General features: G+C 32.3%; 13 protein-coding genes. 2 read left to right on the top strand and 11 right to left on the bottom strand.

The window, feature by feature from the left end; genetic code table 11:
* Nucleotides 1-11: 11 nt before the first annotated feature.
* The 4 genes from ACYSNX_RS03780 to ACYSNX_RS03765 all read right to left on the bottom strand — a co-directional run bounded on the left by ACYSNX_RS03780 (nucleotide 12) and on the right by ACYSNX_RS03765 (nucleotide 3,353).
* Complete coding sequence (locus tag ACYSNX_RS03780) at nucleotides 12-692, bottom strand: GNAT family N-acetyltransferase (protein ID WP_461753359.1); 681 nt, start codon at nucleotides 690-692, stop codon at nucleotides 12-14.
* A 392-nt stretch (nucleotides 693-1,084) separates the two neighbouring features.
* Entirely contained in the window at nucleotides 1,085-1,603 is a 519-nt protein-coding gene (locus ACYSNX_RS03775) for an adenine phosphoribosyltransferase (protein ID WP_461753358.1), read from the bottom strand.
* A 25-nt stretch (nucleotides 1,604-1,628) separates the two neighbouring features.
* Nucleotides 1,629-2,672 (bottom strand): glycosyltransferase family 9 protein, encoded by a 1,044-nt coding sequence (locus tag ACYSNX_RS03770; protein ID WP_461753357.1) that lies wholly within the window; start codon nucleotides 2,670-2,672, stop codon nucleotides 1,629-1,631.
* 75 nt (nucleotides 2,673-2,747) lie between these two features.
* Nucleotides 2,748-3,353 carry a DUF4254 domain-containing protein gene (locus tag ACYSNX_RS03765; protein WP_461753356.1) on the bottom strand — a complete coding sequence of 202 codons (606 nt, stop codon included), beginning with the start codon at nucleotides 3,351-3,353 and terminating at the stop codon, nucleotides 2,748-2,750.
* A gap of 59 nt (nucleotides 3,354-3,412) precedes the next feature.
* On the opposite strand from ACYSNX_RS03765, the gene upp reads away from it, so the two are divergent.
* Nucleotides 3,413-4,066: a uracil phosphoribosyltransferase gene (upp, locus tag ACYSNX_RS03760; protein ID WP_461753355.1), complete on the top strand. Its 654-nt coding sequence runs from the start codon at nucleotides 3,413-3,415 to the stop codon at nucleotides 4,064-4,066.
* On the opposite strand, the gene ACYSNX_RS03755 is transcribed toward upp, so the two are convergent.
* Entirely contained in the window at nucleotides 4,061-4,999 is a 939-nt protein-coding gene (locus ACYSNX_RS03755; protein ID WP_461753354.1) for a DUF6427 family protein, read from the bottom strand. The two genes, upp and ACYSNX_RS03755, sit on opposite strands and share 6 nt — an antisense overlap.
* A gap of 112 nt (nucleotides 5,000-5,111) precedes the next feature.
* Here ACYSNX_RS03755 and ACYSNX_RS03750 point away from each other — a divergent pair, with 112 nt between their 5' ends.
* Nucleotides 5,112-5,342 (top strand): DUF6341 family protein, encoded by a 231-nt coding sequence (locus ACYSNX_RS03750; protein WP_461753353.1) that lies wholly within the window; start codon nucleotides 5,112-5,114, stop codon nucleotides 5,340-5,342.
* Nucleotides 5,343-5,349: 7 nt separating this feature from the next.
* Here the strand turns inward: ACYSNX_RS03750 and purD are convergent, their stop codons facing one another.
* The 6 genes from purD to ACYSNX_RS03720 form a co-directional block, all read right to left on the bottom strand.
* A complete protein-coding gene (gene purD, locus ACYSNX_RS03745) occupies nucleotides 5,350-6,621 on the bottom strand; it encodes a phosphoribosylamine--glycine ligase (protein ID WP_461753352.1) in 1,272 nt (423 codons plus the stop codon).
* Between the two features lie 172 nt (nucleotides 6,622-6,793).
* A complete protein-coding gene (locus tag ACYSNX_RS03740; protein ID WP_461753351.1) occupies nucleotides 6,794-7,777 on the bottom strand; it encodes a UDP-glucuronic acid decarboxylase family protein in 984 nt (327 codons plus the stop codon).
* Nucleotides 7,778-7,989: 212 nt separating this feature from the next.
* Nucleotides 7,990-8,775 (bottom strand): dTDP-4-dehydrorhamnose reductase, encoded by a 786-nt coding sequence (gene rfbD / locus ACYSNX_RS03735; protein WP_461753350.1) that lies wholly within the window; start codon nucleotides 8,773-8,775, stop codon nucleotides 7,990-7,992.
* Nucleotides 8,769-9,320, bottom strand: a complete 552-nt coding sequence (gene rfbC / locus ACYSNX_RS03730; RefSeq protein WP_461753349.1) for a dTDP-4-dehydrorhamnose 3,5-epimerase — start codon at nucleotides 9,318-9,320, stop codon at nucleotides 8,769-8,771. The genes rfbD and rfbC overlap by 7 nt, the downstream gene beginning before the upstream one ends.
* 153 nt (nucleotides 9,321-9,473) lie before the next feature.
* A complete protein-coding gene (locus ACYSNX_RS03725; protein WP_461753348.1) occupies nucleotides 9,474-11,153 on the bottom strand; it encodes a DUF6909 family protein in 1,680 nt (559 codons plus the stop codon).
* Between the two features lie 29 nt (nucleotides 11,154-11,182).
* A complete protein-coding gene (locus ACYSNX_RS03720) occupies nucleotides 11,183-12,670 on the bottom strand; it encodes a GH3 auxin-responsive promoter family protein (RefSeq protein ID WP_461753347.1) in 1,488 nt (495 codons plus the stop codon).
* Nucleotides 12,671-12,673: the final 3 nt, after the last annotated feature.

Below are 12,673 nucleotides of genomic sequence, written 5' to 3'. Positions count from 1 at the left end.
GTGTGTATAAATTAAAATAAATGGGTTTTTTTTATTGTTTTTCTTAACTGAATTTGAAGCTTCTTCAATAAGGACTGCTTCTTTTTCATACGTTGCAAACGTTCCTTAGCCTCTTGTCTAAGATCTATTTTACTACGCAATTTTTTTTGCTTATCCAAAGGATCCCATAACATGGCTGTACATAAACAATTTTTTTTCTCCTTGCTTTGTAAGATTTGAAAGTTTACGCAACTCTCACATCCTTTCCAGAAGGTCTCGTCTTGGGTTAGAGCAGAATATGGAACTGGTTCATAGCCTAATTCAGAGTTAATTTTCATTACAGCAAAACCTGTAGTTAAACCGAAAATTTTTGCCTCTGGATATTTACTTCTTGATAGCTCGAAAATTCTCTTTTTGATAGCCTTAGCTAGGCCTTCTTCTCTAAAAATGGGATTAACTATTAAACCTGAGTTAGCAACATACTCTCCGTGGCCCCAAGTTTCTATATAACAAAAACCTGCCCATCTTCCGTCCTTATGCAGTGCTATAACAGCTTTACCTTCAAGCATCTTGCCTGCTATGTATTCGGATTTTCTCCTAGCAATACCAGTACCACGAGCTTTGGCAGATTGAGCCATTTCTTCACAAATTTGTTCAGCGTAATCCACATGTGTGTGATCTGCTGGTACAACCAGAAATTGATTTGAATTCATTCTAAATCAGTGAATTAAAATCCAAGTAGCCACAAGCAAAAGCGTAATACAAGTATACAGCAATGCCTTAGGTTAATTGAAAAACATTAAAATTATGGATAAAAAATCGATGATGTAAAAACTACATCATATATATAAGAATAGGCAAAGTGTAATTATGCCCAAAACCGCGAAGACCGCGAGAAAAAATTCAATAGCACAACTGACATCGAAAGCTCGATGTAGTTTTTTAAATCTCCTATATGTAGGTTTGTGTGCTTCATTTTGAATTATTTGCTAAATGCAAGTGCAAATATTTCGAATTATTTTTGAGAAATCCAAATTAATTTAAAAAAAAATCCAATTAATTTTTTTAATTGGATTTTTTTAATTGATATATGCTAAATAACTCACTAATAAGTCATTAAACTTTTTACATCGTAAGATTTTATTTTATCTCTTCCATTTAAGAAGCTTAATTCCATTAAGAAATTTAAACCTACAATCTCTCCGCCTAAAGATTCTACTAATTTACATACAGCTTGAGCAGTACCACCTGTTGCTAAAACATCATCATGAATTAATACTTTTTGACCTGGCTTGATTGCATCTTTGTGCATTTCTAGGATATCTGTACCGTATTCTAAACTAAACTCCTGAGAAATCTTCTCCCAAGGCAATTTATTTGGTTTACGAACTGGTACAAATCCAGCACCCAACTTATAAGCTAAAATAGTAGCAAAGAAAAACCCTCTACTTTCCATTCCAACTACTACATCAATTTTTTGATCTCCAATAAGATCTAAAAGTGCATTTGTTGTCTGAACAAGTGCATAATGATCATTTAATAAAGGAGTAATATCTTTAAAAACAACCCCTTCCTTTGGAAAATCCTGTACGTCTCTTATGTATTTTTCAATTTCAAACTCCATCTTTATAATTTTTAAAAATAGTTAACTATACTTTTTTTATTTCATTAATTACTTTATCACACACCATCATTGGATCAATGCTACGCATAACATCTTGATACCCCTCTACCTCTTTATTACCATACACAGAAGTTGGCAATAAAGGATATTTGTCTCTATCGGCAGTTATACAATAATCTAAAGGTTGATTAAAAGGAGAAAAACCTGCATAAGGATGGGTTGCTCCCCAAAGGCTAATTACCTTAACTCCTAGCATTGCTGCAATATGAGCATTCCCTGAATCCATAGATAGCATTAAATCTAAATTATGGATCAAATTCAACTCCACATCTAATTTAACCTTTCCTGCTATAACAATTACATTTTGGTTATCCCTTTTTAATTGATTTAAAAGAGCTACCTCTTTCTCACCTCCTCCAAATAAAAACAGAATGGACTTCTCTCTTTCTGCCAAAGTATCGATGACCTTTTGCATCAAATCCAAAGGATATACCTTAGAGGAATATTGTGCAAATGGAGCAATACCAATCCAATAGGTATCTTTACTTTTTACATAAGGTAATAGCTCAGGAGCTAATGTAGGCTTTTCTGGAAATGTTGGATTATCTAAGTTAACTTTAATACCTAACTTATCCAATGTTTTTAAATGGTTTTCAAACATAGTAGGAACAGGTTTGAAAATCTTATTGCTCAATGAAGTAAGTGCCTTCTTTTGCTTACGACCTTTATCTAATGCAGCAACTTTTACGCCACTTAAACTAAATAGAGTTCGAACGAAACTAGAACGCAATACATTGTGAAAGTCTGCAAAATAATCTACTTTCTTAGCCTTGATATCCTTGTATAATTGATATAACCCTTTGATACCTTTATGCCTTTTCTTTAGATCAATAGCCATAAACTCGACCCTGTCTATTCCTTGGAAAAAAGGTTTAAAAAAAGGCCTAGATACAACGGTTACACGAATATCTTTATGTTGTTCTACTAAAGCACGAACAACAGGTACAGTCATGGCTACGTCTCCCATAGCAGATAGCCGGAAAATAACAATGTGTTTGGGTTTTTCCATATCAATGTAATTACTGTTTTTCAACAATAAAAGCGTGAAAAATTCACGCTTTTAGTATTGAAAAATCAGATATAACTATTTTTTATTTTGGTATAATACAGGGTTTAATTCCTCATCATTATACATTTTCATTTGTTTATACACTTTCATGTATTTTTTACCTTCAGAGATATCGCTTAACAAATCATCAATTGCAGTTGTTAAGTCTTTCTTTTGTTCTAATAAAACATCTAATTTCTCTTGGCATTTTTGTCTGTGCTCTACGGAAGCTTCTTGTCTATTAGCTTCTTCTTGCATATGATAAATCTTAAGAGCTAAAATAGATAGACGGTCAATTGCCCAAGCAGGACTTTCTGAATTAATTTTAGCATCTTCTTGTATAACTACATCTTTATACTTTTGAAGAAAATAGCTATCAATATATTCAACCATATCAGTTCTTTCTTGATTTGAAGCATCAATTCTACGCTTTAAAGCTAATGCTCCTACAGGATCAATTTGAGGATCTCTAATGATATCCTCGAAATGCCATTGTACCGTGTCAATCCAGTTCTTTAAATATAAAAGATGTTTAATATCATCTTTAGGATAAGGATTCGAAATTGGTTGATCTACATTATCAAAAGTGTGATAATCTTTAATTACTTGTTCGAATATAGGAAATGCTAGTTCTGAAAACATGATAAATATTTTATTTACAAATATAGTTTTAATACTTTTATACTACTAATTATATTTATATGAAAATTCACTATATCTCCGAGCAAAATAGTATCTTAAATCATTTTCTAGCACAATTACGTGATGTAGATGTACAAAAAGATAGTATGCGATTTAGAAAAAACATTGAGCGAATTGGTGAAATAATGGCTTATGAGCTAAGTAAAAACTTACAGTATAAGCAAATCAACGTTCAAACGCCTCTTGGAATTAAAAACACTACATGTATTGAGGATAAAGTAGTATTGTGTTCTATTTTAAGAGCTGGTTTAGCCCTACATACAGGATTTATGAATTTCTATGATGATGCGGAAAATGGTTTTGTATCTGCTTATAGATCCCATAACAAACAAGATAATACAAGTGAAATTCTAGTAGAATATCAAGCTGCACCATCTTTTAATGATAAGGTACTAATCATGATTGACCCTATGCTTGCCACTGGACAATCTTTAGTGGCAGTAATCAATAAGCTATTGGTAGATCAAACACCTAAAGAATTACATATTGCTGTTGTTATTGCAGCTCCAGAGGGTATTAGTTATTTAAAAGAAAACCTGCCTTCAAATGTACATTTATGGGTTGCTACTTTGGATCAAGGATTGGATCAAAATAACTATATCATACCTGGATTGGGAGATGCAGGAGACTTAGCCTATGGCCAAAAGCTATAGGAGAACCTGAGCGATAAAGAAAAATAACCCCAAAATAAATACAGAATATACCACGGCTTCTTGTTGCCATTTTTGGGGTATATTATCTAAATAATTAGCACCTAAAATAGATAATGGGAAAAAAGAAAATAGTAGAATTGCATTACTTTTTTCTGGAGAAATAATATATACTGCTACCCCTATTACAAAAGTCAATAAAATCTTTTTGTACATATTTTGCATGTTGTAAGCTTTTTGTCCAAGGCTTAAGGTTTCCGAGGTAAAAAACAAAACAGATATAGAGGCAAATACTGCTAAGGCAATATTGGCAAAAACATCATCAAAATATAAGAAATTTAAACTCATATCAAACCTTCCATCTAGCCACTGTTGCAGAGGAATATTGGTGATTTGTAAATAAAGACATATACCTATAAAGACAGTTAAAAAAGCCAATAAAGGAATAATCCAGTTCCTAAAGTCCTTTTGTACAAATGAAATAAGAGCTACAAAAAGTAGAATTAAAAACAATATACTCCAAAAATGGAATAAACTCGCCATTAAAATCCACAAAGAAGCATCAAAAATTTTCTCCTTAGATTGCTTTAAAGAGTGTAAGGAAAAAATCCTTCTTAAAGCCAACATTATAAAATAATTAGAGACAATTAACTTAGCACTTATTAGTAAACTAGGAAAAAACAAAATAAAACTAACAAATAATAAAGGTACAAATGCATGATCTCTAACCAATCTATTGCGAGAAACAATGAATTGGGATAAATACATCATTAATAGTAAAAGCACTAACTCTATTGTGTACTCTGTTGATTCCAGAAGAGTAATTTGCTGTACCTCAATAGTAGTTAACTGATAAATTACATATGCAAAAACAAGTAACACTGTAAGTATAATATAATTTATCGGTTTTGTTTTACTAAAAACACTTGCTAACATTTATATATTTTATATTTTTGTAACTAATATGGAGTGTTCTCTTTTTTACAAAGAGTAAGACCTATATTACGGATTAATAAAAATAATTTTATTTAATTTAAAATAAAGTAAAATGACTTCATTATTTAATGGAATTGGATTCCTATTCGAAAGAGTTCTTTTTTTACCAATGGATTATTTGGCTAAATTAGAACTAACAAATTGGTGGGCTGCTAATACAGTGACTTGGATTTTCATCCTGATTACTTGTTATTACTTTGTATACTGGTTAAAACAACTAGAAATTTTCAAAGCAAATAATGAGGATGATCAAGATACTACAGCCCACTCATTCTTAAAATAGTCTCATCTTAAAGATCAAATCCAAGATCTTTTCGATAATTAATCTTATCAAAACAAATTTTATTTATGTTTTGATAAGATTTTTTTAATGCCTCTTGGAAGTTATCTCCTAAAGAAGTAACTGCCAATACCCTACCACCATTTGTAACAACAGTTTGGTCTTTTAATGTAGTACCTGCATGAAAAACTAAAGATCCTTCTACTTGATCTAAACCACTAATTGCTTTTCCTTTTTCATAGTCCTCTGGATAACCACCAGAAACTAACATTACTGTTGCAGCTGTATTATCGTGAATTTCAATTTCTATATCGTTTAAAGTTTCATTAGCAATACTTTTAAATATTGTAACTAAATCACTTTTTACAAGTGGTAGAACTACCTCCGTTTCAGGATCTCCCATTCTAACATTGTATTCAATTACATAAGGGTCGTCTCCAACTTTAATTAAACCGATAAAAACAAATCCTTTAAAGTTTAAGTTATCCTTTTTGATTCCTTCAATTGTAGGAATAACAACACGTTGTTCAATTTTATCCATGAACTCTTTAGTTGCAAAAGGTACAGGGGAAATAGCTCCCATTCCTCCAGTATTTAAACCAGTGTCTCCTTCTCCAATTCTTTTGTAATCTTTTGCTGTTGGTAAAATCTTATAACTCTTCCCGTCAGTTAATACAAAGCAACTAAGCTCAATACCAGATAAAAATTCTTCAATAACTACTTTAGAACTAGCATCTCCAAATTTAGCATCCACAAGCATATCTTCTAATTCTTGCTTAGCCTGATCTAAATCTTCTAAAATAACAACTCCTTTACCTGCTGCTAATCCATCTGCCTTTAAAACATAAGGTGCTTTCAGAGTCTCTAAAAATGCCTTTCCTTGCTCTATTGTATCCTTAGTGAAAGATTGGTATGCAGCCGTTGGAATATTGTGACGAAATAAAAATTCTTTAGCAAAATCCTTACTACCTTCTAATTGTGCTCCTTTTTGAGATGGACCAATTACAGGAATATTTTTCAACTCTTGATCTTGTAGAAAAAAGTCAACAATCCCACGTACTAAAGGATCTTCAGGTCCAACTACTACCATATCAATATCGTATTGTAATACGGCAGTTTTAACTGCTTGAAAATCATTTGGATTTAAAGCTAAGTTTTGAGCAATTTGAGCTGTACCAGCATTTCCAGGAGCTACATATAGCTTTTGGCAATGTTCGCTTTGAAGCATTTTCCAAGCAAAAGCATGCTCGCGTCCACCGGAACCTAATAATAAAATATTCATTGTATTGTGTTGTTTGTAATTATGCATCAAAAATAACTTATTTTACTGAACTATTAAAAAATAGTATTCTAATAAAAAAGGCATTAACTAAATCGTTAATGCCTTTTTTATATAAATCTACCCTTTGCTCTAAGACAAAAGGGAATATATCTTTTATACCCTTACTTTAAAATTAGCGGATATAATTACTAAAATCCTTATGTTCTTGTTTTAATAAATCTTCTTTTGAAAACTGCTTAAAATATTCATACGTTAGTTGCATACCCGTTTTTCTATCTACTTTTGGCTCCCAGCCTAGAATTTGTTGAGCTCTAGTGATATCTGGACATCTTTGCATTGGATCATTAAGAGGTAAATCTTTAAACACAATACTTTGCTTACTGCTTGTTAAGGCGATTATTTCTTTTGCAAAATCTAGGATAGAAATTTCTTCTGGATTTCCAATATTCACTGGTAATGAATAATCACTTAGTAAAAGTCGATAAATTCCCTGTACTTGGTCATCTACATAGCAAAAAGACCTTGTTTGTAAACCTTCTCCAAAAACAGTTAAATCTTCTCCTCTTAGGGCCTGTCCTATAAAAGCCGGTATTACCCTACCATCATTTAATCTCATTCTAGGTCCATAGGTATTGAAAATACGTGCTATTCTAACCTCTACACCATGAAAGGTATGATAAGCCATTGTAATAGACTCTTGAAAGCGCTTAGCTTCATCATACACTCCTCGAGGACCAATGGTATTTACATTTCCATAATAATCTTCATTTTGCGGATGAACTAAAGGGTCTCCATAAACCTCAGAGGTAGAAGCAATCAACACCCTAGCTTTCTTTTTTCTAGCTAGTCCCAATAAATTATGGGTACCCAAAGAACCAACTTTTAAAGTCTGAATGGGAATTTTCAAATAATCAATAGGACTTGCAGGAGAGGCAAAATGTAAAATATAATCCAAATCTCCTTGAACATCTACATATTTTGTAATATCGTGATGGTGAAACTCAAAATTACTTTTGTCGGATAAATGCTCAATATTTCGCATATCACCTGTGATCAAGTTATCCATAGCGATTACATGGTAACCAAGAGTTATAAAGTGATCACATAAATGCGATCCTAAAAAACCTGCAGCTCCAGTTATAAGTATGCGTTTCATTTAAATTTAGGTGTATATTTATTAATTAAGTCGATTTATTAAACAATGTAGGATAAAACGTTTTACTCTTACATAGAATTTTATCCAAACAAGCAACGGTAAAATTACTAATAATAAATTGTAAATCGAATTTTTTCATAGGGTCTCTACCCTACTTCCTTATTGCTAAGAGTATTCTAATGAAGCAAATTCTATCTAAAGCGTTTTATATATTAGTCAATTGGTGTAGTAGCTAAAGCGCTATAACTTGGTCTATGAGCTAGACTATTAAAATCCTTTGAACTAATAGGTAGAACTTCTATATCTATACTATTTTGCTCAAAAATATCTTTTGCAAACTCAAACCAAGTACAAACCTTATTACCTGCAAAATGATATAAACCATACTTGGCTTTGGATTGTATAATTTCCATCAAGTAATAACACAGTTCTACTGCATTGGTAGGAGTACCAATTTGGTCATTGACAACTTGTATAGAACTTTTAATTTTTGCCAAATGCAGCATAGTCTTTTTAAAATTATGTCCAAAGTCCGAATACAGCCAAGAGGTTCTAACGATATAGTATCTCTTACACTCTTTCTGGATACTGCTTTCTCCTTTAAGTTTTGAACTTCCATATACATTTATAGGATTAGCTATATCTTGGGTAGTATAAGGAAGCTTCTTTTTACCATCAAACACAAAATCAGTAGACAGATGAATAAAGGTTATTCCAAACTTATGTGCACACTTGGCTATATTTTGCACAGCAATACTATTGATTTGAAAAGCGCGATCTGTCTCCACCTCAGCTTTATCTACCTGTGTATATGCAGCTAAATTGATACAATAATCCCATTTGTCTTTGCCTAATACCTCTTCTACCTTATTAAAACAGGTAATATCAAGAGAAGTGGAATCAAAAAAAGAAAATTCTATAGTATTAAATTCATGAGCTATACTTTGTAAGACTTGGCCTACTTGACCATTTGCTCCTGTTACTAGAATTTTTACCATATGCTTTGATGATTTTTAAAAGTATTCAGCTCTAAATCTTTTGGTGAAAGTATAACCTTCTCTAAGTCTACTCCCCAATCAATATCTAAATCTTTATCGTTGTAAATAATCCCTGCTTCAGAATCTATATTATAGTAGTTATCACATTTATATGCAAAAATAGCCGTTTCACTTAACACCAAAAAACCATGTGCACAACCTCTTGGTATAAAAACTTGTTGATGTTTTTGATCATCTAGTACAATCTTTACATGCTGCCCATAAGTTGGTGAATCGGGTCTTAAATCAACAACTACATCCAATATTTCCCCTTGAATTACCCTTACTAACTTAGCTTGTTGAAATTCCTTTGTTTGATAATGAAGCCCTCTTAGAGTCCCTTTTCTTGAAAAGGACTGATTGTCTTGGACAAAGTTTACATCTAATTCTGTAAGGGCTTTAAAATTCTTTTCATTAAAGCTTTCCATAAAGTAACCACGGTGGTCAGAAAAAACCCTGGGCGTAAGGATTAAAACCCCAGGAATTGCAGTGGTAGATATCTCCATACTCACATTGTATTATTTTAGCCTTATTTATATTCCTCCTTAATTGTAATACCACAAGAAGTATGCAAATTATAAAAAAAGCCCCACTACTTCAGACATGGGGCTTTTATCATGATAAACCATCTTTTACTTTTCAATGGTTTTATATTAAAATTACTTAGACAAAAATATTTGTTCTAAGATTTTTATAGTAATTAAATAAGTAGGTTTAACCCCTGTACTTCCTAAACCTCCAGAGGCTAAAGTACTTCCTGTTTCTAAAGGATTATCAGAAGCATAATAAGCATACCTTACTTTAACATCAGGATTTATACTCTTTCTAATTTTAGATGCCGATTGAATTGCTTTTTGGTAATGTGCTCCTTCCATTTCAAGTCCAATAACTCCCCATGTAGAATCATGGAAAAACTTCAGTAAATCCTTATTCTGTAAAGAAGTTCCTAAAACAGTTACCATCGTACCACCAAATACTGGGATATCGTCGTTTTCAAACATCTCTACGCTTAGTTCATTATCAAACGGATAATTATCTCCTGTCCCTTCATTAATATGTGCAAAAGGTATCATAATGTCTCCCTTACCTCCTACTAGAATTCCTGCTTTACCCATAATGGAAACAGATTCTACATTCAATAAGGTTTGTTTTTGATAAGGTTTTAATAGCTCATCAATTGTTTCATAGGCTTGCTCTCCAAAAGCATAATCCATAACAATTATTACTGGGAAGTCTTTTGTAATTTTGGTATCCTTGAAGTTGGTATCCTTAAAGTCAATTTTTTGTGTATCAAAAATTTGTACGTCTATATTAGTACCACTTTGATCCTCTAGGAAAATCATTCCTTCCTTTTTTGCTTTAAGACGTACAGCATCTCTTAACTCCCAATTTTCTCCTTTACTTAACTCTTCATAAATCTGTAGTTCATCCTTTAAGCCAGTAGCTTTCTTAACTACAGATGGTGCGAAAATCGAATTCATAACACTGTGCATATTGGCACTAATAATATGAATAGGACGGTGTAATAGATTATTTTTCTTTAATACATCTTTGATACGATCTGACCAGATCTCTCCATAAATATGGTGTCCTAATCGTTCCCTTAATAAAGGACTAAAAGTAATGGTTCTCTTTTGGTTCTCTAAATCCTCTTCAATAGCAAACTTCCCTAACCAATAGATCACATCTAAGAAGCGGTCCGGATTGGTAGGTGTAGCAAACTTTTGATAGATATCTAATACTTCAGAAAAAGAACGTCCAAGTACATTAGATAAATGGGACATTACTACTTCTTTTTCTACTTGCTCTAAAGGTTCTTCCCTATTTGCAGCAAGCTGGATTTTTTTCCAATCTCTGGAAAAACTCCCGTCATCACTAATTAAAACTCTGTCTTTTATTTTATGAGATTCAATGAATATAAAGGTCAAATGTGTTAAAACATCATATATATCACTTCTCCCTCTAGTAATCTCAATATTCATCTGCTCTTCATCAATTCTATAGCAGTTTCTTCTACGCTTAGGAGGAACAATCGCTTGGAAGTGAGAATTAGAATAACCTTCATCTGAAGTTAGATTAATAAAACGACATTCTTCAATTCCTATAGGTAAACGTTCAATAACATATAATAGTCCATTTAACTCTACCTTTTCACCACCTATTGTACCGTAAATCTCAGGGCTAAGCTCCAATAAAGCTTCTCTTAAAGTATCCCCAGAAACTCCCATGGGCTTGTAAAATCCACGGTTAAATAAATGGCGCATTGTAATATACATTCGCTCAATAGCCGCAGAAGACATTTGAGCTCTTGTTCTTGTTATATTTTTAGATTCATTCATATTTTATACTTTTTGGGTTGTAAACAATATTATATTGTTTGAAGATTATCAGCAATTTTTCTGTCATTGCTAAGACGTGGTAATTTATTTTGTCCTCCTAGTTTTCCAATACTTTTCATATAGTCTTGAAAACCATGATTAGCAACTTTACTAATGACTAGGGTTCTTAATACTTTACCTTGGATTAAATCCTTATAGTAACTATTTTGACCTTGTAAAGCCATGTCAATATCTTTGGCAAACTTTTCTAAATCCTTTGGCTCCTGCTCAAATTCAATAAACCATTCATGGTAAGGTAATCCCTCTTGAGGTTCCACCATCGGACATACTGTGAATTCATTAATTTTTATATCTGTATTTTGCATCGCAGTAGCCAAAGCTGTTTCCACTTCTTTTGCTATAACATGCTCTCCAAAGGCAGAGATAAAATGTTTTATACGTCCTGTTACGATAATACGATGAGGTTTAAGACTTACAAACTCAACTGTATCTCCAATATTATAGGCCCATAGACCTGCATTAGTAGAAATTATCATTACATAATTTACTCCCAATTCAACTTCTCTAATTGTGTATCTCGGCGGGTTTGGTAAGTCAAATTCGGTAGTTTTCACAAATTCATAAAAAATACCTGAATTTAAAAGTAACAGTAATCCCTCCTGTTTTTGAGAATCTTGATAAGCGAAGAAACCTTCAGAAGCAGGAAATAATTCAATGGAATCAACCTTTCTACCAATTAACTGATCAAACTTAGCTTTATAGGGCTGGTAATTTACACCTCCATAAATAAATAGCTTAAAGTTCTTGAAAATATCACCAACTTCTTTATGATTTTTTTCTACTAACCTTTCAAAATACATTTGAACCCAACTTGGAATTCCTGAAATTACTGTTAGATCCTCCTTTTGGGTTTCCTCCACAATAGCATCTACTTTTCGTTCCCAATCTTCTATACAATTAGTCTTTAAACTAGGAAGTCTGTTTTTCTGTAGATAGCTAGGTACATAATGAGCAACAATCCCAGATAGTCGTCCTATTTGAATACCATTGATTGCTTCTAATACTGGACTCCCCTGTAAAAAAATCATTTTACCATCTACAAAATCAGCTTTACCAGTTTCTACAATATACGATAAAATTGCATTACGAGCAGCTGTTATATGATATGGCATAGATTCCTTTGTTAAAGGAATGTACTTAGTCCCTGAAGTAGTTCCAGATGTTTTGGCAAAATAGATAGGTTTACCTTTCCACAAAACGTTAGGCTCTCCTTCTACTACTCTATCCATATATGGTCTTAATTCCTCATAGTCTCGGATAGGAACTTGCTTTACAAAATCTAAATGAGATCTTATTTCTCCAAAATGGTGATCTCTTCCAAATTCCGTATCTTTTGCTTGGCTTAACAAATATTGAAAAACCTTTTCTTGGGTTTCTATAGGTTTATTAACCCATTTTTGTCTATTTTTAATAATAATAGATGCAAAAATTTTTGCTGCGAATGATTTAATTGACATAAT

It is taken from the genome of Myroides sp. LJL115 (genome assembly GCF_054871665.1).
This window is presented reverse-complemented; position numbering and strand designations above follow the sequence as displayed.

Bases quoted from the DNA above. Each gene is read 5' to 3' on its own strand.
- ACYSNX_RS03780 (WP_461753359.1), bottom strand. From the start codon at position 692: ATGAATTCAAATCAATTTCTGGTTGTACCAGCAGATCACACACATGTG.
- ACYSNX_RS03775 (WP_461753358.1), bottom strand. From the start codon at position 1,603: ATGGAGTTTGAAATTGAAAAATACATAAGAGACGTACAGGATTTTCCA.
- ACYSNX_RS03770 (WP_461753357.1), bottom strand. From the start codon at position 2,672: ATGGAAAAACCCAAACACATTGTTATTTTCCGGCTATCTGCTATGGGA.
- ACYSNX_RS03765 (WP_461753356.1), bottom strand. From the start codon at position 3,353: ATGTTTTCAGAACTAGCATTTCCTATATTCGAACAAGTAATTAAAGAT.
- upp (WP_461753355.1), top strand. From the start codon at position 3,413: ATGAAAATTCACTATATCTCCGAGCAAAATAGTATCTTAAATCATTTT.
- ACYSNX_RS03755 (WP_461753354.1), bottom strand. From the start codon at position 4,999: ATGTTAGCAAGTGTTTTTAGTAAAACAAAACCGATAAATTATATTATA.
- ACYSNX_RS03750 (WP_461753353.1), top strand. From the start codon at position 5,112: ATGACTTCATTATTTAATGGAATTGGATTCCTATTCGAAAGAGTTCTT.
- purD (WP_461753352.1), bottom strand. From the start codon at position 6,621: ATGAATATTTTATTATTAGGTTCCGGTGGACGCGAGCATGCTTTTGCT.
- ACYSNX_RS03740 (WP_461753351.1), bottom strand. From the start codon at position 7,777: ATGAAACGCATACTTATAACTGGAGCTGCAGGTTTTTTAGGATCGCAT.
- rfbD (WP_461753350.1), bottom strand. From the start codon at position 8,775: ATGGTAAAAATTCTAGTAACAGGAGCAAATGGTCAAGTAGGCCAAGTC.
- rfbC (WP_461753349.1), bottom strand. From the start codon at position 9,320: ATGGAGATATCTACCACTGCAATTCCTGGGGTTTTAATCCTTACGCCC.
- ACYSNX_RS03725 (WP_461753348.1), bottom strand. From the start codon at position 11,153: ATGAATGAATCTAAAAATATAACAAGAACAAGAGCTCAAATGTCTTCT.
- ACYSNX_RS03720 (WP_461753347.1), bottom strand. From the start codon at position 12,670: ATGTCAATTAAATCATTCGCAGCAAAAATTTTTGCATCTATTATTATT.